Genomic DNA, 20,782 nt, shown 5'->3' on the forward strand with positions numbered 1-20,782 from the left:
GGCGCTCACTTCTTCTTCTTGCCGTTGTAGTGCGGGTTCTCCCAGATGACCGAGCCGCCCTGGCCGAGGCCGACGCACATGGCGGTCAGACCGTAGCGGACGTCGGGGCGCTCGGCGAACTGCGCCGCGAGCTGGATCATCAGACGCACACCGGATGCCGCGAGCGGGTGCCCGAGCGCGATCGCGCCGCCCCACTGGTTCACGCGGGGGTCGTCGTCGGCGATGCCGAAGTGGTCGAGCAGCGAGATCACCTGGATGGCGAAGGCCTCGTTGAGCTCGAACAGGCCGATGTCGGCGATCGTCAGACCGGCCTTCTTGAGGGCCTTCTCGGTCGAGGGGATCGGGCCGATGCCCATGATCTCCGGCTGCACACCGGCGAAGGCGAACGAGACCATCCGCATCTTCGGTGCAAGCCCGAACTCCTTCACCGCGCCACCGCCGGCGAGCAGCGACATCGTCGCGCCGTCGGTGAGGGGGGAGGAGGTGCCCGCGGTGACGCGCCCGTGCGGACGGAACGGCGTCTTGAGAGCCGCGAGGTCCTCCATGGTGGTCTGCGGGCGACGACCCTCGTCCTCGGTGGCAAGGCCCCAGGCACCGTCGGCACCCTTGGTGGCCACGGACACGAGGTCAGGCTGGATCTTGCCGGCATCGTAGGCGGCCTGCACCTTGTGCTGGCTGAGCATCCCGAACCGGTCGGACCGCTCCTTGGTGAGGTGCGGGAAACGGTCGAAGATGCGCTCGGCGGTGACACCCATGTTGAGGGCCCCCGGGTCGACCATCTTCTCGGCGACGAAGCGCGGGTTCGGGTCGGCGTTGCCGCCGATCGGGTGATGCCCCATGTGCTCGACCCCGCCGGCGAGGGCGAAGTCGTACATGCCGACGCCGATCGAGGCGCCCATCGTGGTGACGCTGGTCATCGCGCCGGCGCACATGCGCTCGACGGCGAGTCCAGGGACCGTTTGCGGAAGCCCGGCGAGGATCGCCACCGATCGGCCGAGGGTGAGGCCCTGGTCGCCGGTCTGGCTCGTCGCGGCGATCGCCACGTCATCGATGCGGTCGGCCGGGACGGCAGCGTTGCGCTCCATCAGGCCGATGGTCGCCTTCACGGCGAGGTCATCCGCGCGGGTGTTCCAGTACATGCCTTTTTCGCCGGCGCGCCCGAAAGGGGTGCGCACTCCATCGACGAAGAAGACGTCCGAGATCTCGGCCACTCTGCCTCCAAGTTAGTGCGTGGCCTCAGTCTATGAAGCCCGCGAAACAGGGAGGAATCGGTTGGGTCGAACCTACGAAGCGTCCGCCGGGGTGGTGTCGGGCGATTGCGCCGCCTCTACAAAGGCGTCCGCGATCTTCTGTGCAGTCTGTGCAATCTGCCAGGGGCGAGCGCCGAGTGCGGCGAGGGCTGCGGCGATCTCTTCCGGAGTCTCACCGGGAAGGTCCCACGCGACGCGACGCAGGTACTCGGGCGTGAGCAGGTTCTCGGTGGGCATGCCCAGCTCTTCGGCAACCGCTTCGACGACGGGACGCGCAGCCTTCAGGCGGGCATCGGCCTCAGGGTTCCGGTCGGCCCAGGCGCGCGGCGGCGGGAGGGTGTCGCTCGGTACGCGCTCGCGGGGCAGGTCCTCCGACGCGCGGCCGTCGACGATCGCCTGCCACCAGCGGTCGAGCTGGCTGCGGCTGGCGCGGCCCTGGAACTCTTTGACTCCGGCGAGCGCCTGCTTCGACGTCGGATTCGCCATGACAGCCGCGACCAGTGAGCGGTCGGGCACGAGCCTGCCGGGAGAGACGTCCTGAGCCTGCGCGTAGGTCTCTCGGGCCTGCCAGAGGGAGCGGGCCACGGCGAGGTTGCGGGAGCCGCGTACCTGGTGCAGTCCGCTGAGTCGACGCCAGGGATCCTCGCGCGGCGGCTTGGGGGCACGAGCGAGGGTTGCGGCGAACTCCTCGGCGGCGAAAGCGGTCTTGCCCTGCTCCTCCAGCTCCTGGACGAGGATGTCGCGGACATCGATCAGGTGCAGCACGTCGAGCGCGGCGTACTCGAGCCACGAGTCCGGCAGCGGACGGGTCGACCAGTCGGATGCCGAATGCTCCTTCTTGAGGACGATGCCCAACGTGTCCTCGACGACGGCGCCGAGTCCGACGCGCTCATGGCCGAGCAGTCGGGAGGCCAGCTCGGTGTCGAAGATCACCGGCGGCTCGAGGTGCAGCTCGCGCAGCGATGGCAGGTCCTGGCTGGCGGCGTGGAGTACCCACTCGACATCGCCGATCGCCTCCTGGAGCGGGGCGAAGTCGCCGATCGCCGGCGGGTCGAAGAGGAAGACGCCTGCGTCGCGACGGAAGACCTGCACGAGGTAGGCCCGCTGCGAGTAGCGGAAACCGGACGCACGTTCGACGTCCACGGCGACGGGGCCGGTGCCGGCGGCGAGCACAGCGCACGCCGCGCGGAACTCCTCAGCATCCGAGATCACGGAGTATTCAGTCACGTACAGCCTTTCGCGCGCCGATCACGGCGATGCCCTCGGAGCCGGGCGGAAGCCCCGCCAGCATTCCGACCAGCTCGGCCCATGCTTCGACGTGCGGTCGGAACGGGCCCTCCGGAGTCCAGGACGCCCGCAATTCTATCTGGGCACCGTCGCCTTCGACGGCGAGCCCTCCGAAACCCTTCGACAGAGTCTTCGTCGAGGTGCCCGATGCCGAGTGATAGACGGCATCGCGGGAGTCGAGTGCATCGACCAGCCAGGACCACGTCACGTCGGCGAGAAGCGGGTCGGTGCCGATCTCGGTCTCGAGCGGCGCTTGCGCGAAGATGACGATGCGCCATGACCCTCCCCACGCGCCCGGCTCGTCGGGATCGTGCAGCAGGACGAACCGACCGGTGCCGTACACGGACTCCCCGTGGTCTTCCGGTCGAACGTCGGCGGAGAGCGCGAGGGCGAACGGAGCGAGGCCCTGGGGGGTGGCGATCTCGCGCACCGTGATGTCATCGCGGAACGCGGTCTCGCGCAGCTCAGCCACAGCGCTGTCGAAGGGTGTCCCGGCTTCGGGGTGTGCGGTCACGGCAACAGGCTAGAGTCAGGAAGCGATGAAGAGTCTCAGGCACGCCGTTACGCTCCTTGTCCCTGCCCTGCTCGCCTTCGGAGCCGCATTCGCATTTCTCGTGTTCGCCGTCGCCCGACGGGTGGTCACGCCCATGCGCCGCCCGACAGACACGGAGATCCTGGCCGTCGACACCGGAGCCCAGACGATCGAGCTGCAGCGCACCCTCGACACCGAGCTGCCCGGACGATACGGCCTCTTCACCACCGGAACCTACGGCTACGTCAAGCTCGGCGCCGTGCTCAGCGCCGACGCGAGGAGTGTGCGCCGCAAGCTGCTCACCCAGATCGAACCCGGTTCGCGCGTGGACCGGGCAGCCTCTTTCAGCGGGTACTACTACTCGTCGCCCAGTGAGCTTCATCTGCGCTGGGAGAACGTGCTGATCGGTTCTCCTGCAGGTCCCTGCCCCGCCTGGTACTTCCCTGCGTCGTCATCGACCTGGGTGATCCAGGTGCACGGGCGCGGGGCCACCCGTGCGGAGTGCCTGCGGGCCGTGCCGGTGCTGCATGCCGCCGGTCTGCCCAACCTCGTCGTGTCGTACCGCAACGACGGCGAGGCGCCCCGCACGAGGGCCGGTGCCTATGCGCTGGGCGCATCGGAATGGCGGGACGTCGATGCCGCGATCGCCTACGCGCTCCGCCACGGCGCCGAGAGCGTGATCCTGATGGGCTGGTCGATGGGCGGCGCCGTGTCGCTGCAGGCCGCTGTCACCTCCGGGCACCGCGACCGCATCGCGGGGATCATCCTCGAGTCCCCGGTCGTCGACTGGCGGACGGTGCTGCGGTTCCAGGCCCGGATGGCCGGAGTGCGTGCGCCGTTGCCGGCTCTCGCGATGGGCGCGCTGCAGTCGCCGCTCACCGCACGCCTGAGCGGCGCCGACGAGCCGATCCTGTTCGACCGCCTCGACATGGTGGCCCGGGCCGACGAGCTGACCGCACCGATCCTCATCCTGCACAGTGACGACGACGGCTTCGTGCCCGCCGACTCCTCGCACGCGCTGCAGGAGGCACGCCCCGACCTCGTCACGATGCCGAGGTTCACCGTCGCCCGGCACACGAAGCTCTGGAACTACGACGAGACCGGGTGGAGCACGGCCATCACCGACTGGCTCGACGCCCAGGGGCTCAGCGCTTCTGAATGACCTGGTTCTTCGCGCGCATAAGCATTCCCGTCATGCCGCCGATCCGCAACGGTGAGACCGCCTTGGTGAGACCGATCGACTGCGGGTAGTCGTTCGGGATCGCGAGGACCTCGTCGGCGGTGAGTCCGGTGAGACCCTGCACCAGGATGCTCGCGAAACCGCGCGTGGTCGGAGCCTCCGGGGGCGCCGTGGCGTGCATCGTGACGATGTCGTCGTTCACCTCAATGTGGATGTACACGGGGGACTGGCACTCCGCGACCCGCTCGTACATCTCGGGGTGGGCGGCGACCTCGTCGGAGACGTCGGGAAGCTCGTCCGAGTATTCGAGCAGCAGCAGGAGCCGATCGGACTCCGGGGTCTCCAGGAAACCGTCGCGGATCTCGGCCAGTGCTTCAGGAACTTCGCTCGCGCTCATCCCTGTCATTGTCCCACGTTCAGAGGGATCCCGGCTCTGCCCCGGTGACGATCGGCACCCGCACCGCGCTGCCCCACTCCGTCCACGAGCCGTCGTAGTTGCGCACATTCTCGAAGCCGAGCAGGTGCTTGAGCACGAACCAGGTGTGGCTCGACCGCTCACCGATGCGGCAGTAGGCGACGACGTCATCGCCGTCCTTGAGACCGGCGCCCTCGCGGTAGATGGCGTCGAGCTCGGCGCGGCTGCGGAATCCGCCGTCCTCGGCCACGGCCTTCGCCCACGGCACGCTCTGCGCCGTAGGGATGTGGCCGGCGCGCAGCGCCCCCTCCTCGGGGTAGGCGGGAGCCGTGGTGCGCTCTCCGCTGTATTCCTCGGGCGAGCGCACATCGATCAGCGGGTTGCCGATGTGCGCGAGCACATCTTCCTTGTAGGCGCGGATGACGGAGTCGTCGCGCTCCACGACCGGGTACTCGGTGGCAGGGCGGTTCGCGGGCTCGCGGGTCAGCTCGCGACCCTCGGCGATCCAGCGGTCGCGGCCGCCGTCGAGCAGACGGACGTCCTCGTGGCCGAAGAGGGAGAACACCCACAGGGCATACGCGGCCCACCAGTTGTTCTTGTCGCCGTAGATGACGATGGTGTCGGAGCGTTCGATGCCCTTGCGGCTCAACAGCGCGGCGAAGCCTTCGCCGTCGACGTAATCGCGCACGACGGGATCGTTGAGCTCGGTGTGCCAGTCGACCTTGACCGCGCCGGGGATGTGGCCCGTCTCGTACAGCAGCACGTCCTCATCCGACTCGACCACCACGAGTCCCGGCGTTCCCAGCCGTTCGGCGAGCCACTGCGTGGTGACGAGCCGACCGGGCTCGGCGTACTCGGCGAACCGGGGGGAGGAGGAATCGAACTCGATGGCCATGGGATCTCCGAAGCGTTGAGCGGGCGAGGGTGCGTGTGCAGACGGCGTAGTGTTGATCCGTCCCTTCGACGATAGATCCCCGCCGAGCACCCTGCGCCCGATTCGTAAGACTTCGACACAGGTAAGCACCCGATTCAGGACCGTGATGACCGACCCGACCAGCCGCACCGGAATCGTGCACCTCACCGAGCGTCAGCCGACGGTCACCGGACCGGAGATGCTCGCGAGCCTGGTGCCGCCGCCTCAGTTCGACACCGCGACGTTCGACAGCTACCGGGCGGATGCCGCCTATCCGTCCCAGGAGGAGGCGAAGGAGACGCTGATGCGCTTCTCCGGTAGCGGAGCCCCGGTCAAACGCGGCGGATTTTTCAGCCGCGCGAAGAAGGAACCCGAGCTCAAGCCGGGCGTGTATCTGGACGGCGGGTTCGGCGTCGGCAAGACCCACCTGCTCGCATCGATCTACCACGCGATGCCGGCACGCCGGAAGTACTTCGGCTCGTTCATCGAGTACACCGCTCTGGTCGGGGCGCTCGGCTACAAGAACACGGTCGACCTGCTCAAGGGCGCCGACCTCCTCTGCATCGACGAGTTCGAACTCGACGATCCGGGCGACACGATGGTGATGACCCGTCTGATCGGCGAACTCGTGCCGACGGGGACCCGCCTCGCCGCCACCTCCAACACCCCGCCGAACGCCCTCGGTGAGGGACGCTTCGCGGCGCAGGACTTCCTCCGCGAGATCCACGCCATGTCCGACAGCTTCCAGACGCTGCGCATCGACGGGGTCGACTTCCGTCAGCGCGCGCTCGACGGGCACGCCGTGGTGCTCGACGACGACGCGTATGAGGCCGCATCGGCCGCAGCCGCGCAGGGGAGCGCAGCGTCAGACGACCGGTTCGACGACCTGATCCGCCACCTGGCCCAGGTGCACCCGTCGCGCTACATCCGTCTGATCGAGGGACTCGGCCAGGTCGGGCTGCGCGGCGTGCGTCAGCTCACCGACCAGTCCGAGGCCCTGCGGTTCGTCGCCTTCGTGGATCGCGTGTACGACGCGCAGCTACCGATCATCGCGACCGGCCTGAGCCTCGACTCGGTGTTCTCTGACGAGATGCTCGCCGGCGGATACCGCAAGAAGTACCTGCGTGCAGTCTCCCGACTCAACGCCCTGACGCATTCTGCGTAACCCCCAAGGCCCGCGTAACGCGATGTTCACACCAGGGACGGCCCTGTAACAGCGGGGAAACAAACCTCACGCATGCGCGAAACGGCGCGTCGTCACACTGAAGCTCTCAATTACTTCGGATGTGAGGTTTTCCTATGGATGCTCCCGGCAACATCTCGTGGGCGATCACCGCGACAGCGCTGGTCCTGCTCATGACGCCCGGCGTCGCCTTCTTCTACGGCGGTCTCGTCAAGGCGAAGAGCGTCGTCAGCATGATGATGATGAGCTTCGGCTCGATCGGTCTTGTCGCCGTGCTGTGGATTCTCTTCGGCTTCTCGATGAGCGCCGTCGACAGCCCGACCGCCTTCGCCGGCAACCCGTTCGCCGACTTCGGGCTCTCCAGCCTGGCGTCCGGTGAGGGATCGAACGTCGCCCTCCTCGGCGTCGCCTACGGTGCGACCTTCGCGATCATCACCGTCGCGCTGATCTCCGGCGCGATCGCGGACCGCGCCAAGTTCGGCAGCTGGCTGATCTTCGCCGGCATCTTCGCCACGGTCGGCTACTTCCCGGTCGCCGCGTGGGTCTGGGGTGGCGGCTGGATCATGAACCTCGGCACCACGCTCTTCGGCGAAGACAGTGGCATCGGCGTGATCGACTACGCCGGTGGTACCGCGGTGCATATCAACGCCGGTGCGGCCGCTCTGGCGCTGGCACTGGTCCTCGGCAAGCGCATCGGCTTCCAGAAGGGCATCCTCAAGCCGCACAACGTGCCGCTGACGCTGCTCGGCGCCGCACTGCTGTGGTTCGGCTGGTTCGGCTTCAACGCCGGTGCGGAGTGGCTCGCGGAGGACATGGGCGGCGTCGGACTCATCGGTCTGAACACCCTCGGCGCCACGGCTGCGGCGATCCTCGGCTGGATCCTGGTGGAGAAGATCAAGGACGGCAAGCCCACCTCGGTCGGCGCCGCGTCCGGTGCGGTCGCGGGTCTCGTCGCCATCACCCCGGCGTGCGCCAACCTGACGCCCGGCTGGGCACTGCTGCTCGGCGCCCTCGCCGGCGTGGTCTGCGCCCTGGCTATCGAGCTGAAGTTCCGCCTCGGCTTCGACGACTCGCTCGACGTGGTCGGCATCCACCTCGTCGGCGGACTCATCGGAACCCTGTACCTCGGCTTCTTCGCGAGCGAGACCGGCCTGTTCGTCGGCGGCGACGCACGTCAGCTCGCGGTGCAGGTCATCGCGGCGCTCGGTGTCCTGATCTACTCCTTCGTGGTCGCCTTCATCATCGGCTTCGCCATCGAGAAGACGATCGGGTTCCGTGTCACGAACGAGGACGAGATCGCCGGTGTCGACCAGGTCGTGCACGGCGAGGAGGGATACGCACTCGCCGACGCATGATCTGCGGTTAGGGTGACCGTGTGAGCAAGACCAACGGCATCCTGACAGCACTCGTGGACATCCTGCTCAAAGCAGTGGGGTCCGGCCGGGCGTCGCGGACGACAGATCCGAGACGCCCGGACGCGCGTCTGCGCACATCCCAGGAGCGCACCCCATCCGTTCCCTCGGTGGGGCCGGCGCACGACCGCGGCACCGAGACCGTACGCATCGATCCGGGCCGGATCCGCGACCTCCAGGTCGCATACTCCCCCCAGCGGGATGGAGCTCCGGATGCGGGTGAGATCGTCTGGACCTGGGTCCCGTACGAGGAGAACGACGGACGCGGCAAGGATCGCCCCGTTCTCGTGATCGGACGCGAATCGGCGGACCGTGTGTACGCCGTACGGATGACGAGCAAACCGCACGACGGCGACCGCGACTACCTGTCGATCGGCACGGGCGCGTGGGATTCCCAGGGGCGCGAGTCGTGGGTCGACGTGGAGCAGCTGTACAGCGTGCACGAGCGAGGACTGCGGCGGGAGGCCGCCGTCCTCGACAGGCGCCGCTACGACCGGGTCGGAGCCGCTCTCACGCGGCTGTACGGGTGGTCTGTCGCGGGGTGAGCGCGGGGAACGCCTGGAGCACCATCTCGACGAGCTCGGACAGCGGTCGCGTCAGCGGGTCGGTCGCCGGCAGGCCCGTGTCGAGTTCGATCTCGTCGATCGCCCCGGCCAGCTGATCCGCGGAGAGGTTCTCGTGGTTCACGGTCACGCCGATCACGCGAGTGTCGGCGAAGGCCTCGATCAGGGCGATCTCGCTCGTGACGGTCGGCATCGCGACCATCGGGAAGTCGCCCAGGACAGTGCGACCCGGCGCGTGCTGCACGATCACTCCCTCGGGCTGGCTTCCGCGGAGGATGTGCGCCGAAGTGATGTACGCCGGGTGGCTGAGCGCGCCCTGGCCTTCGACGATGATCACGTCGGGGTGCTCGCCCTCGAACGCGGCGACCACCTGGTTCTCGACCTCGCCCGAGCAGAACTGCGGCACGAGTGCGTCGAGCGCGACGCCGTAACGACCGCCCTGGATGATCGTGGTCTGTCCTGTGCCGACCATGACGGCATGGATGCCGCGATCGTTGAGCGCACGAACGAGGATCGTGGCCGTGGTGCGCTTGCCGATCGCGCCGTCGGTGCCGAGGATGGTGATGCGCGGGCAGGTCACGTCGAAGATGCGCCCGGAGAAGAGGTGGAGATCCTTCTTGTCCTTGGGGCGGCGGATGTCGGTGATGGTCACCCCGGCGAGCAGGGCGGCGGCGACGAACTCCGCGTCGTCCGTGAGGAACTCGTGGAGCCCGTTGATGATGTGCATGCCACGGGCGATGCCGTCGAGCAGCACGGTGCGCTGGTCGGCCGAGAGCAGCCCGTCGGCGGGAGCGACTCCGCAGATCAGGTAGTCCGGGACGTGGCCGGCGTGTGCGATCGCCGTGGCGAGGCCGCCGAGGATCGGGATGCCGTTCGCGGTGCCGTCCAACAGCATCCCGGCGTCCGCGCCGGCGTGCGTGCTGTCGATGACGCTGAGGATCTCGTACTTCTCGGAGTGGCGGACGAGTCCGTTCGCGGTCTTGCCGTCCTGCTCGCCGAACTGGCCTTCGCAGTACACGATCGCCGTGGTGCCGACCGGGAGCGCGATGGGCTCCGCCCAGGCGTGCGCGGGGTCGATGGAAGAGGGAACTGACGGGGTGGGCATGACGCTCCTCGGGCTCGCACAGAGGAGGCGACGGAGAACGAAATGACCCAGAAGGCCCGTTGGTCGACGAGAAGTCTTCCCTGATGTCGGCAAGATGCCGACACCCTCACCGTAGCAGTGCTCGCTGGGACTGGGCCGTGGGTCGTCGCGGCCCCTCGCAGAGCGGGGTCAGGTGCTCTGAAAGGTCAGCACCCGGTCGATGTCGATATCCGGCTTCTTCTCGCCCGCCGCCACTTCGAAGTCCAGGTGGTTCTGGCTCGGCGGGAGGGGGCAGGTGACGAAGTTCGTGAACGCACAGGGGAGCGCGGTCAGATAGTTGAAGTCGATGTGGTCGATCTCCTGACCCGTCTCGTCCGCGAACTGCAGCTCGACGACCCGTCCGGCACCGTACGTCGTCTTCCCGCTCGTCAGGTCGCGGATGTGCGCGACGGGTTGCACGCCGTACGCGGCATCCTTGCCGATCAGTGCGAGCTCATACGTGCGGCCACCGTGCTCGAACGCCAGCGTCCCGATGCGCGCCGTGGTCTCGCGAACCCCGGTCTCGACCGTGACCTGCTCGACGTCCTCGCGCACGGCGGGCGTGAAGCGGGCGGGGATGCGCCAGGCCGGGTCGTAGTCGTAGGCCGCGAGGCCGGAGAAGTCCTTGCGTGCGGATTCGCGGGGGTCGCGCACCCGCACCGCGAAGATGCGGTCGCCGTCGTCGGTCGTGCGCGGGATGGTCTCGACCTCGCTCACCCCGGAGTAGACGGGGACGCTGCGCCCGTGGCCGTAGGTCTGGTTGCGCCCGGGCACGATCTCGACGGTGCCGGTGGGGTACTCGCCGTCGACCGCGAGGTTCGGACCGTCGGTCGGCGGCGTGTACAGGACCTTGCCGTCCGACACACCCCATGTGCCGGGAAGGCCGTCGAGGACGAGGCCGTCGTCGCCGTCGCGGAGCCAGTGCTGAGCGACCAGCGCCGTCCAGCCGTACGGGCGCGCGAGCTCCGAGACGCGGGCATGACGCCACTCGCGCCACTGGCCTTTCAAATGCTCCTTCGCGGGCATGACTACCGTCCTTCTTCGTGGGAGTGGGGTGCGTTGTCGGCGGACGACGCCGCGCGTTCCGCCGTGCGGTGGATGAACGCGCAGACCTGTTCGAACGAGTCGGCTCCGGCGATGGCGATGCCGCGTGGCGTGCCGCCGTTCGAATAGCGCACACCGGAGACCGGGTGCAGGCGTTCGATGTCGGTGCTGGGGAGGTGGGGGAGCGCAATGCCGTGCCCGGCCTCCTCGTAGTCGAGGTGCAGGCGCTCCGCGGCATGCCCGTGTCTCGCCAGCGTGTCGAGCACGATGCGCGATGCCATGCTGGACGGCCACGCGCGATCGTCGAGCCCGGAGATGCACGCGACGGGGCCGGCAAACCGTTCGATCGGGATGCGTGACGCACGGGCGAGGTCGCGATCGTGGAGGCCATCGATGTACACGTCGCGGTGGCGTGTCGGTGCGGGCTCGTCGTTCCAGGGCTGCCAGGTCACGCCGGTGTTGTCGTGCCACAGATGCTCGAGCGGTTCGTCGTCGCGCGTCCAGGTCGGGCCGTTCCATCCTTCGGCGGGGTCGGCGGCGCCCTGCGCTCCGAAGGCGAACGCCGCGGGGACGAAGGCGGCGACCCCGAGGACGAGGTCGGGATAGGTCGCGGCCAGCAGCAGGGACAGTTCGCCACCGCGGGACTGCCCGCTCACGATCGGGCGCCCGCCGAGCGGTGAGAGCTCGGAGACGACGTACCGGAGGGCGTGCTCGAAGTACTCCAGCGGTGTGCGGGAGATGTGGTCGGGCAGACCGGGTGCCCGGAAGTATCCGAGCGCGAGCGCCTGTATGCCGCGGGAAGCATACTGCGCGGCGCGAGCCTCGTTGATGCCCCCGCCGGAACCGTTGAGCACGATCACGGTGGGAAGAGGACCGTCGTGCGGCGGGCGGAACAGCGTGCCGACGAGCCCGCCCGAGCGGACCTCGGCTCTCTCGACGCCGTCACCGCTGAGCTGCTGGGTCACCTCGATGGCGATCTCTGCGGCGCCGGCACCGTCGCCGGGTTGATCGAGGTATCCGGTCCCCGGTTCGGCCCAGGCGGTGAGGACGGTCGACAGGGGACGCGCAACGTCAATGGGCTCAGCGGATCCCGTCGTGCCCTCCTCGCGGCGCTGCGACCAGAACAGGCCCATCGAGTCCGCCACGCGGTAGTCGCCGGACACCGGAGCGTGCGTCCCGAGGTCGACCTCCCCGTCGCCGTCGGCGAGGAAGGTGGCCTGGGCGGCCCAATCGCCACCGTCGCGCGCCGTGACCGCGCGCACGGTGACCAGAGATCCCGGCACTGCGCCGCTGATGCGGATTTCCCGACGTTCCGTCAGGAGGCCGTTCTGCGGAATCACGCTGAGCGTCAAGGATGCAAGGGCGCTCATGTGCCGGGTGCTTCCGACGTTCGTGCGCGCAACCAGGATGCTGTCTCTTCGGAGACGCGGATCGCGTGTGGAAGGTCTGCCGGGTTGCTCGCGAGCGCATCGAAGCGCGCGGGGAGGTGGCCGCCGGCGCCGCGCCACTCGCGATCCAGTGCGGCCGTGCCCTGCGCGATGTCGGCGCCTCCCGCACGAGCGGGATCGAACGCGATGAGGACCGCGCCTCTGCTGGACGGGGCAGCGGGGTCGGTGACCCGCCCGCCGACGGCGACACCGGCCAGGAGCTCGACCACGAGTCCGGTGAGCGACCCCACGAGGCCCGCGGGGAGGAGAGCGGCGGCGGCGGCGGGATCCGTGGTGGGCTCACCGGCCGCGTCGACCGCACTGCCCTCCGGGAGGGACACGCCGGCGCCGCGAGCCTCGCGGACCGCGGCGAGCGTGAGCGTCGACGTGGCGTAGTCGACCACGAGCGGGGGAGCATCGGCTCGGGGAACTCCGACGGCGAGTGGATTCGTGCCGATTGCGGCGGCTTGTCCACCCCACGGTGCGACCGTCGCCGGTGACTGCGCGGCGAGCAGGGCGACAGCGCCGCGCGCGGCGAGCGCGCGGGCCGCGAGTCCGAGGATGCCGAGTGCGCCGGCACCGCGGATGCCGACGATGGCGAGTCCGTGCGCCTCGACGTTCCGTGCGGCGCGCCGCACGGCCGAGGCGAGTGCGACCACTCCGGGCACGCCGGTCGCGTCGACGGACCCGATCGGCGCGTCATCGGCGCCCGAGGGCGTGGCGGGCGCCGACGCCGAATCGAGCCCTTCGAGCCGCTCGAGGTCGCGCGCCAGCATCCGGATGCCGAACTCGGGAAGGCCGAGCAGCTCAGCCTGGATCAGCCAGAACGCCGCCAGCTCCACATCGGTCGGATCGCTGTGCGGCGCCGCCGCCCGGAGCACGGCGCGCAGATCGGAGAGCATCTCGTGAGCATCGAGGTCCATCGTGTACGTCCCGCCGTTCAGTACTTGACCCACGGCACGACGCGCCGCTCGAGCAGAGCCCAGAGCGCGGTCGCGCCGTAGCCGAGCACGGAGATCGTGACGATGCCGACATACATCTTCGACACCGCGAACGTCCCCCACGAACTCCAGATCATGTAGCCCAGCCCGCTGTTCGCACCGACGAACTCCGAGGCCGCGATGATCACGAAAGCTCCACCCGTGGCGAGTTTGATGCCGGTGAAGATCGACGGCAGCGCATAGGGGAACGAGACGGTCATCCACCGCTGCAGCCGCGTCGCGCCGTTGGCGTTGGCGACGTCGTTCAGCAGCGGCGGCGTTTGCATCACACCACCCAGCGTGTTGAAGAGCAGATAGAAGAACACACCGATCGCGACGATGACGTACTTGCTCGTCTCGCCGAGGCCGAAGATCAGCAGCAGCAACGGGAAGATCGCGACCTTCGGTACCGGCAGCAGAGCCGAGAAGATCGGATCGAGGAGCAGTCGCAGCGTGCGCACCGAACCCAGCAGGATGCCGAGGATGATGCCGGGCACCGCGCCCAGCACGAAGCCCACGGCGATGCGCGACAGCGTGATCCCGATGTTCTCCAGCAGGACTCCCGAGGCCAGCAGCTCGAAGAACGTCTCGATGATGGAGGTCGGCGCGGGGAAGAAGCGTGGATCGAGGAGGCCGGTGCGGCTCGCGATCTCCCAGACGAGGAGGATCAGCAGCGGTGTGTACGGGCCGAGCCTGCGCACCCACACGGATCCGCGTTCGGCCTGCACCGCCTCCTTCAGCTGCGCCTCGATCTTCGGGTCGGCGATCGTCGTCATGACGCCAGCTCCTGTTCCGTCGAGTTCTCCAGCAGTGACCACAGCCGCGCCGTGATCTCGCCGTAGCGAGGGTCGCGGCGAAGACCGGCGATGTCACGCGGCCGACCGAACGGCACCTCGATGTCGTCAATGATGCGTCCGGGGCGATGAGACATCACGACGACGCGGTCGGCGAGCATCAGCGCCTCGTCGACGCTGTGGGTGATGAACATCACGGACTTCGACGTGCGCTCCCAGATCTGCAGCAGCTCCTGCTGCAGCGTCACCCTGGTCTGCTCGTCGAGTGCTCCGAAGGGCTCGTCCATGAGCAGCAGGTCGCCGTCATCAGCGAGCGCGCGGGCCACCGAGGTGCGCTGGCGCATCCCACCGGAGATCTGCGCCGGGTAGAACCCGCCGAACTCGGAGAGCCCGACGAGGTCGAGCAGCTGATCGACCCGCTCGGTGCGCTGCACACGAGAGAGACCGCGCAGTTTGAGCGGGTACCCGATGTTCTGGGCGACGGTCAGCCAGGGGAACACGCCGTGCTCCTGGAACACCACCGACGGACGGCTCGAGGTCTCGATCGTGCCGAGACTCGGCTTCTCGAGGCCCGCCGCGAGCCGGAGCAGAGTGCTCTTCCCGCAACCGGACGGGCCCAGCACACAGACGAACTCGTTGTCGGCGATCTCCAGGTCGATGTCCTGGAGGGCGACGAGAAGCTCGTCCTTGCGGTCGGCGTTCGCGTAGGCCTTCCAGAGCCCCTGGACGCGGAGGCCGCTCATTTCTTCGACGAGGCGAGGTCGCCGCTCTCCTGCAGGGCGATCGCGTCCTTCAGGATGTCTGCGCGGTAGATGTCCTCGATGCCGGAGTCGCCGTCGAACTCGAGCGCATCGCGGTCCCGGAAGAACTGCTCCTGCCGGGCGACGTCCTCCCAGTCGATGGCGCCGCTCGGGTCCTGCGTGGTGAGCGCGATGGAGGTCAGCGTCTCGACCGGCAGATCGGTGTACTCGGCGATGATCTCCTGCGTGGCGGGGTCGTCCCAGCCGCCGTCCTCGAGCTCGTTGACCGCCTTGAGGTAGGCCGCGGTGAACGCGGTGACCGCGGCGGGGTGCTTCTCGACGTACTCGGTGTTGAAGACCATGGCGCCCAGCTCGACGCCCGCTTGGTAGTCGATGGGCAGCAGCTCGTGCGCGATGCCCTGCGCGATGACGGCGGACGAGATCGGCTCGATCGACCAGCTCGCATCCACCGAACCGTTCGCGAGGGCGGCGGGGATGTCGCCGGGGCTGAGGTTCACGAGCTCCACGTCGTCGACGCTCAGGCCGGCGGACTCGAGTGCGAGCGCGACGGAGTAGATGCCGAATCCGCCGTCGCCGGGGATTCCGATCTTCTTGCCCTTCAGGTCGGCGGCGTCTTGCACATCCGAGGCGTCGGAAGCGATCAGCGGCGACGGGTTCGCGCCGGACTCGGGGATGCGGGACACGCTGGCGATCACCGACAGCGACGCACCGGCCTTGGTGGCGTTGAACAGACCGGCACCCCAGGTCGCGCCGCCGGCGGTGATGTTGCCGGTGCTGACCTGCTGGTACGTCTCACCCGAGCTGCCGCCCTTCGCGACCAGCTCGACGTCGAGACCGGCGTCTTCGAAGTACCCGTTCTCCTCTGCGAGGAAGAAGGGCGCGTAATCCGCGTACGGCGAGTAGAGGAACGTGATCTTGGGAGCGTCCGCGGCAGTCTCGGTCGCTTCACCCGATCCGGACGAGCTGCAGGCGGTCACCAGGAGTGCGCTGGCGAGGACGAGAGCGCTGCCCGCGAGGGCGCGGCGACGAGAAGTCATGATCTTGCTCCAGGAGGTCGGGTGATGTGCACGGGAAGCACATGCTCCTGAATCTATCGATTCCCGCGATGGCCGATATCTCGGCGCCGTCACAATCCGTCACCGACGGCCTGGGGCAGGCCAATCCGATCCGGCGCGGGTGCCGAACCAGTGGTGAGTCGCATCCAGCGGCGACATACAAGGAGGAATCATGCGTTTCATCCCCACCAAGGTCCACGGAGCCCTCGACTACATCGTCGGCATCGCATTGATCGCCGCGCCCTGGCTGTTCGGCTTCGCGAGCGTGGGCGGAGCGGCGGTCATCATCCCCATCGTCCTCGGTGTCGGGCTGATCGTGTACAGCCTGTTCACGAAGTATGAATGGGGTCCCTTCGGTTTCATTCCGATGCCGGTCCACCTCGTGTTCGATATCGTCGCGAGCCTGTTCCTCGCGCTGTCGCCGTGGATCTTCGGCTTCGCGGGCGAGGCCCTCAACGTCTGGCTCCCGCACGTCGTCGTGGGCGCCGCGGTGATCCTCGTCGTGATCTTCTCGCAGCCGCAGCCGGCGACCACGCGAGGACGCGTCGCCACCGCCTGACCCACTCCCGACGCGATGCCGGGCGACTGGACTTCTCGAAGCAGCCGCCCGGCATCGTCCTGCGTGTCTAGGGGAGTTCGTCGGCGCCCTGCAGTGCACGGCTGAGCCAGCGCGCGTACAGGAGCCAGGGGTCGCCCTCAAGGCGGAGTGCCGCCACGTGCGCCCGCAGATCAGGGGTGAGGGTGAACCACTCACCGCCCTCGCGTATTTGCGCGAACTCCCGGTGGCGCTGCTGCTCGATGGATCGGTCGCCGCGTTCGAACGCGAGCAGCTCCTGGTGTCGGATGCTCGCGAGGCGCTGTCGGGGACGCCTGCTGGTGCCGATCTTCACCCGGTCGTCGTACCGGATGTAGTAGACGACATCGACGCGGGGGAGAGGGAGGTCGGGGTCGGGGGCATCGCCGTAGCGCCACCCGCAATCGGCGCAGCACCAGGCACCCTCGATCCTTAGTCCCTGCATGCTGCCGCAGAGCGCACAGGGACTCGGAAGGGCGCGTTTCGTCGGCACCGAAGCAGACTACGCGCGCCCTCCGACACCCGGATCGGCCTCAGCCGGCGTGCACGAGGATCTTCGCCCCGGCACCGCCGCGCAGCGCGTGGATCGCGTCGACGACGTTCTCGAGTGGGGTCTCCTGCACCCAGCCGGTCGTGTCGTAGACCCCACGGGACATGGCCTCGATCACGGCGTCGAAGTCCTCGGGAAGATACGCGAGCGCGCCGGCGATCTCGGTCTCGGCCATCACCAGCTGCGTGGGGAGGAAGTCCATCGTGCGCTCGTGGATGGCGACCACCACGACGCGGCCGCCGGGGACCAGGCTGGCCAGCGACGAACTGATGGCTGCGCCCACTCCCGCCGCATCGAAGGCGACGTCGACGCCTTCGCCGTCCGTCAAGGAGGCGACGGCGGCGGCGAGATCCTCATTCACCGGGTCGACCACGGTGGCGCCGAGGGCTGCGATGATCGCGCGACGCTCCGCACTGGGCTCCGAGACGAGCACACGCTCGACGCCGCGGGCCCGCAGGGCGAACCACACGCCGATGCCGATCGGTCCGGCGCCTGCGATGAGCGCGGTACCGCCCGACTCGACGCCACTGCGGGAGACCGCATGCCACGCGACCGACATCGGCTCGACGAGGGCGCCCATGCGCAGATCGACGTTCTCCGGCAGCACGTGCAGCTTTGTCGCGTCGACGGTCGTGAACTCCGCCATGCCGCCACCGTCGGAGCTGAGCCCGTGGAAGCCGATCTTCTGGCAGGCGTTGAACATGCCGCGACGGCAGGCGGGGCATTCGCCGCAGTAGTAGATGGGCCAGACGGCCACCCGGTCGCCCACCGCGACGCCGGTCACGCCCTCGCCGAGCTCGACGACCGTGCCGGAGAACTCGTGGCCGAGGATCTGGGGCAGTGTCGAGCCCGTCACGGGGTGCGGGTGGTCGAGGTCGAGCCCCGCGGCCTCGGGGGAGTAGTAGACGTGGAGATCGGATCCGCAGATCCCCGCATACGCATTGCGCAGCTTGACCTGTCCTCGTCCCGGGGTGGGCTCGGGGACCTCTTCGATGCGCAGATCTTCCTTGGCGTGGAACAGTGCGGCCTTCATTGTTTTCTCTCTCCTTCTCCGGTGGCCGTCATCGCAGCCACCACTCCGGTGACGCCGCGAGGATCAGCCTCACGGCACGGTCGATGTCGTCGTCGTCGCTCCGCAGCCACTCCTCGATCGCGCCCACGGTGCCCGCAGCGGCGTATGCCACAGCGATCCGCATCGCGGACGCGTCCGCCGCGAACACGGGCGGAACGATCTCCGAGTGCAGCTCGGCCCACAGCAGCAGGCCGGAACGGATGGATGCCTCCAGGTTGCTGCGGACGGGGGCGGCCAGCAGGGGCTGCATCGCCCCGCGGTACACCGAAGCCCGTCGTCGGATGTGCTCCAGGAGAGCCCGTTCGCCATCGCCGATGGCATCCGTCTGCGGCAGGATCTCCATGGCGGCATCGATCTCGGCGGAAAGCGCGTCGGCGAGGAGCTGCACAGGATTCTCCGCGTGCCGGTAGAAGGTGTCTCGGGTGACACCCGCTGCTGCGCAGATCGAGGAGACGGTGACTTCGCTGATCGGCATCCGACCGGCGAGGTCGAGCACCGCGTCACGGAGGCTTTCTCGAGAACGTCGCGACCTCGCATCCATGGCAACAGCCTATCTGACAGTTGTCAGATAGGCGCCTCTTCTGCGTCTCGGATCACGCGCCTAGTCTCGAGGGGAGCGGATCGTCGCGTCCGACAGCGACAGTGAAGACCGGTGCGGTGAGGGGAGCGGAGATGGTGAGCAGGTCCTGGCGCGGTCCGATCGCATGGATCGTCGTGTCGGCTGCATCGATCGCCCTTGTGGCGTGTGCACCGACGGCGTCCACTCCGTCGCCCTCGAGGCTTCCCGATGGCTCGGGACCGGTGTCCGCCGGAACGGAAACCACGATCATCGAGAACCTGGCGGCACCCTGGTCGATCGCCTTCCATGAGGGCGCGGCGCTGATCAGCGAGCGCGACAGCGCCCGGATCGTCGAGGTGTCGGACGACGACGATGTCCGCGAAGTCGCGGTGGTCGATGGCGTCGAACCGGGTGGCGAAGGCGGCTTGCTCGGAATCGCCGTGCACGAGCGTTATCTGTACGCATACTCCACCGGCGCGGACGAGAACCGCGTGCAGCGCTTTCCCCTCACCGGGTCGCCCGGCTCCCTCGGCCTCGGCGCGCCGGAGACGATCCTCGACGGCCTGGCCGCTGCGTCGAATCACAACGGCGGTCGCATCGCGTTCGGCCCCGACGGCACGCTGTATGTGACGGTGGGTGACGCGGGGGACCGGGAGAGTGCCCAGGATCCGGGGTCACTGTCGGGCAAGATCCTCCGGATAGCCCCCGACGGCAGGGTCCCGGCGGACAACCCCATCGCGGGATCGCCCGTCTACAGCCTCGGTCACCGCAACCCCCAGGGTCTGGCCTGGGACGAGGGCGGCACGCTGTACGCGAGTGAATTCGGACAGGACACCTGGGACGAGCTGAACGTCATCGAACCCGGCGGGAACTACGGCTGGCCCGTCGTCGAAGGCATCGCGGATCGCGACGAGTTCATCGACCCGGTGCAGCAGTGGGCGCCGGATGCCGCCAGTCCGAGCGGCATCGCGATCGCGGAAGGCGCGGTGTTCATCGCGAACCTGCGGGGGGAACGGCTGCGCGAGGTGCCGCTGGACGATGTCTCGTCGTATGCGGAGCACTTCACCGAGGCCTACGGACGGCTTCGTGATGTCGTGGTCGCCCCCGACGGTGCGCTGTGGGTGCTCACGAACAACACCGACGGTCGCGGCGATCCCGGCGACGGCGACGACCGCGTCATCCGTGTGCCGCTCGAGTAGCCCCGGTCGCGTCCGCGCCCCAGGAAGCGAGGAGTCGGAGTCGTTCGGCGGAGGGTGAGCCGGGCTCAGCGCTGTAGATCAGCATCACCTGGCCCGGTTCGGCCGTGAGCGCGAGCTCTTCGTAGACGAGGGTCAACTCGCCGACGACCGGATGAGTGAAGCGCTTGATACCCGAACCGTGCGTGCGCACGTTGTGCGCCGCCCAGAGCGTGCGGAATGCCTCACTGCGTGTGGAGAGCTCGCCGACGAGGTCCTGGATGCCCTTGTCGTGCGGGTCGCGGCCCGCCTCGGCACGGATGACGGCGACGCACATCTCGGCGAAGAGGTCCCAATCGGGGTAGAACTCGCGTGCCGCAGGATCGAGGAACTGGAATCGGGCGAGGTTGGGCACCCGGCCGCCGTCGCCGATCACCGGTGAATAGAAGGCGCGGCCGAGCGCATTCGTGGCGATGAGGTTCTGCCGCTGGTCGCGGACGAACGCCACCGCTTCCGTCACGGAATCCAGTGCCCACTGCAGGCTGGGTCGCGGAGCTCCCGCCTTCGCCGTGCGGCGTCGAGCGCGCCCGGAAGAGGGGATGCCGTCTGCGGCGCGAGCCAGATCCAGCAGGTGCGCATGCTCGGCATCGTTGAGCTGGAGCGCGCGCGACAGTGCCTCCAGGACCGAGGAGGAGGCGCCGGCGATGGCACCGCGTTCGAGCTTGGAGTAGTACTCGACGGAGACTCCGGCGAGAAGCGCGACCTCACTGCGACGCAATCCGTCGACACGTCGGTTGCTTCCGGCGGTGAGACCGGCTGCCTCCGGGGTGACGCGGGCTCGCCGGGTCATCAGGAACTCGCGGACCTCTGCTCGATTGTCCATGAGGTCAGCGTAGATCTGATGTGGGCGGGAAGGGACGCCCTGAGAGGGCA

At 68.5% G+C, this 20,782-nt stretch carries 22 protein-coding genes; 6 read left to right on the forward strand and 16 right to left on the reverse strand.

Annotated elements, in window-relative coordinates; genetic code table 11:
- Nucleotides 1–5: 5 nt before the first annotated feature.
- From HCX50_RS15390 to HCX50_RS15400, 3 genes are all read right to left on the reverse strand, one after another.
- A complete protein-coding gene (locus HCX50_RS15390; protein ID WP_091036639.1) occupies nucleotides 6–1,211 on the reverse strand; it encodes a thiolase family protein in 1,206 nt (401 codons plus the stop codon).
- A gap of 72 nt (nucleotides 1,212–1,283) precedes the next feature.
- Nucleotides 1,284–2,477 (reverse strand): ribonuclease D, encoded by a 1,194-nt coding sequence (locus HCX50_RS15395; RefSeq protein ID WP_091036637.1) that lies wholly within the window; start codon nucleotides 2,475–2,477, stop codon nucleotides 1,284–1,286.
- A complete protein-coding gene (locus tag HCX50_RS15400) occupies nucleotides 2,470–3,051 on the reverse strand; it encodes a DUF3000 domain-containing protein (protein WP_167634958.1) in 582 nt (193 codons plus the stop codon). The genes HCX50_RS15395 and HCX50_RS15400 overlap by 8 nt, the downstream gene beginning before the upstream one ends.
- Nucleotides 3,052–3,076: 25 nt before the next feature.
- Here HCX50_RS15400 and HCX50_RS15405 point away from each other — a divergent pair, with 25 nt between their 5' ends.
- A complete protein-coding gene (locus HCX50_RS15405; protein WP_167634959.1) occupies nucleotides 3,077–4,231 on the forward strand; it encodes an alpha/beta hydrolase family protein in 1,155 nt (384 codons plus the stop codon).
- Here HCX50_RS15405 and HCX50_RS15410 read toward each other — a convergent pair.
- Entirely contained in the window at nucleotides 4,215–4,646 is a 432-nt protein-coding gene (locus HCX50_RS15410) for a SufE family protein (RefSeq protein WP_167634960.1), read from the reverse strand. The genes HCX50_RS15405 and HCX50_RS15410 overlap by 17 nt on opposite strands.
- A 19-nt stretch (nucleotides 4,647–4,665) precedes the next feature.
- Complete coding sequence (locus HCX50_RS15415) at nucleotides 4,666–5,559, reverse strand: sulfurtransferase (RefSeq protein WP_167634961.1); 894 nt, start codon at nucleotides 5,557–5,559, stop codon at nucleotides 4,666–4,668.
- 145 nt (nucleotides 5,560–5,704) lie between these two features.
- Between HCX50_RS15415 and zapE the strand changes: the two genes are divergently transcribed.
- The 3 genes from zapE to HCX50_RS15430 all read left to right on the forward strand — a co-directional run bounded on the left by zapE (nucleotide 5,705) and on the right by HCX50_RS15430 (nucleotide 8,717).
- The gene (zapE, locus tag HCX50_RS15420; RefSeq protein WP_167634962.1) at nucleotides 5,705–6,742 is read left to right on the forward strand and encodes a cell division protein ZapE; all 1,038 of its coding nucleotides are present in this window, start codon (nucleotides 5,705–5,707) and stop codon (nucleotides 6,740–6,742) included.
- 134 nt (nucleotides 6,743–6,876) lie between these two features.
- Entirely contained in the window at nucleotides 6,877–8,115 is a 1,239-nt protein-coding gene (locus HCX50_RS15425; protein WP_029263283.1) for an ammonium transporter, read from the forward strand.
- A 20-nt stretch (nucleotides 8,116–8,135) separates the two neighbouring features.
- Nucleotides 8,136–8,717: a type II toxin-antitoxin system PemK/MazF family toxin gene (locus HCX50_RS15430; protein ID WP_167634963.1), complete on the forward strand. Its 582-nt coding sequence runs from the start codon at nucleotides 8,136–8,138 to the stop codon at nucleotides 8,715–8,717.
- Here the strand turns inward: HCX50_RS15430 and HCX50_RS15435 are convergent.
- From HCX50_RS15435 to HCX50_RS15465, 7 genes are all read right to left on the reverse strand, one after another.
- Nucleotides 8,683–9,840, reverse strand: coding sequence for a DUF1611 domain-containing protein (locus HCX50_RS15435; RefSeq protein ID WP_205829282.1), 1,158 nt, complete (start codon nucleotides 9,838–9,840; stop codon nucleotides 8,683–8,685). The two genes, HCX50_RS15430 and HCX50_RS15435, sit on opposite strands and share 35 nt — an antisense overlap.
- Nucleotides 9,841–10,008: 168 nt before the next feature.
- A complete protein-coding gene (locus tag HCX50_RS15440) occupies nucleotides 10,009–10,884 on the reverse strand; it encodes a DUF1684 domain-containing protein (protein ID WP_167634964.1) in 876 nt (291 codons plus the stop codon).
- 2 nt (nucleotides 10,885–10,886) lie between these two features.
- Entirely contained in the window at nucleotides 10,887–12,272 is a 1,386-nt protein-coding gene (locus HCX50_RS15445) for an acyl-CoA thioester hydrolase/BAAT C-terminal domain-containing protein (protein WP_167634965.1), read from the reverse strand.
- Complete coding sequence (locus tag HCX50_RS15450) at nucleotides 12,269–13,285, reverse strand: Ldh family oxidoreductase (RefSeq protein ID WP_167634966.1); 1,017 nt, start codon at nucleotides 13,283–13,285, stop codon at nucleotides 12,269–12,271. The genes HCX50_RS15445 and HCX50_RS15450 overlap by 4 nt, the downstream gene beginning before the upstream one ends.
- Complete coding sequence (locus tag HCX50_RS15455; protein ID WP_167634967.1) at nucleotides 13,270–14,085, reverse strand: ABC transporter permease; 816 nt, start codon at nucleotides 14,083–14,085, stop codon at nucleotides 13,270–13,272. The genes HCX50_RS15450 and HCX50_RS15455 overlap by 16 nt, the downstream gene beginning before the upstream one ends.
- Nucleotides 14,082–14,846 (reverse strand): ABC transporter ATP-binding protein, encoded by a 765-nt coding sequence (locus HCX50_RS15460; protein ID WP_091036603.1) that lies wholly within the window; start codon nucleotides 14,844–14,846, stop codon nucleotides 14,082–14,084. Before HCX50_RS15460 ends, HCX50_RS15455 begins: the two co-directional genes overlap by 4 nt.
- Nucleotides 14,843–15,901: an ABC transporter substrate-binding protein gene (locus HCX50_RS15465; RefSeq protein ID WP_091036600.1), complete on the reverse strand. Its 1,059-nt coding sequence runs from the start codon at nucleotides 15,899–15,901 to the stop codon at nucleotides 14,843–14,845. The genes HCX50_RS15460 and HCX50_RS15465 overlap by 4 nt, the downstream gene beginning before the upstream one ends.
- A 190-nt stretch (nucleotides 15,902–16,091) precedes the next feature.
- Between HCX50_RS15465 and HCX50_RS15470 the strand changes: the two genes are divergently transcribed.
- The gene (locus tag HCX50_RS15470; RefSeq protein WP_105710013.1) at nucleotides 16,092–16,478 is read left to right on the forward strand and encodes an SPW repeat domain-containing protein; all 387 of its coding nucleotides are present in this window, start codon (nucleotides 16,092–16,094) and stop codon (nucleotides 16,476–16,478) included.
- Between the two features lie 67 nt (nucleotides 16,479–16,545).
- Here the strand turns inward: HCX50_RS15470 and HCX50_RS15475 are convergent, their stop codons facing one another.
- The 3 genes from HCX50_RS15475 to HCX50_RS15485 are packed head-to-tail and all read right to left on the reverse strand — an operon-like array spanning nucleotide 16,546 to nucleotide 18,656.
- The gene (locus HCX50_RS15475) at nucleotides 16,546–16,986 is read right to left on the reverse strand and encodes a GIY-YIG nuclease family protein (protein WP_337749869.1); all 441 of its coding nucleotides are present in this window, start codon (nucleotides 16,984–16,986) and stop codon (nucleotides 16,546–16,548) included.
- Nucleotides 16,987–17,026: 40 nt separating this feature from the next.
- A complete protein-coding gene (locus HCX50_RS15480) occupies nucleotides 17,027–18,076 on the reverse strand; it encodes a 2,3-butanediol dehydrogenase (RefSeq protein WP_091036592.1) in 1,050 nt (349 codons plus the stop codon).
- 28 nt (nucleotides 18,077–18,104) lie between these two features.
- Complete coding sequence (locus HCX50_RS15485; RefSeq protein ID WP_140403376.1) at nucleotides 18,105–18,656, reverse strand: TetR/AcrR family transcriptional regulator; 552 nt, start codon at nucleotides 18,654–18,656, stop codon at nucleotides 18,105–18,107.
- 260 nt (nucleotides 18,657–18,916) lie between these two features.
- Here HCX50_RS15485 and HCX50_RS15490 point away from each other — a divergent pair, with 260 nt between their 5' ends.
- Nucleotides 18,917–19,873, forward strand: a complete 957-nt coding sequence (locus tag HCX50_RS15490) for a PQQ-dependent sugar dehydrogenase (protein WP_337749872.1) — start codon at nucleotides 18,917–18,919, stop codon at nucleotides 19,871–19,873.
- Here the strand turns inward: HCX50_RS15490 and HCX50_RS15495 are convergent.
- Nucleotides 19,851–20,732, reverse strand: a complete 882-nt coding sequence (locus HCX50_RS15495) for a helix-turn-helix domain-containing protein (protein ID WP_167634969.1) — start codon at nucleotides 20,730–20,732, stop codon at nucleotides 19,851–19,853. The two genes, HCX50_RS15490 and HCX50_RS15495, sit on opposite strands and share 23 nt — an antisense overlap.
- Between the last annotated feature and the right edge of the window lie 50 nt (nucleotides 20,733–20,782).

The sequence above is a fragment of the Microbacterium sp. B19(2022) genome, from assembly GCF_012030385.1.
Classification (GTDB): Bacteria; Actinomycetota; Actinomycetes; order Actinomycetales; family Microbacteriaceae; genus Microbacterium; species Microbacterium oxydans_B.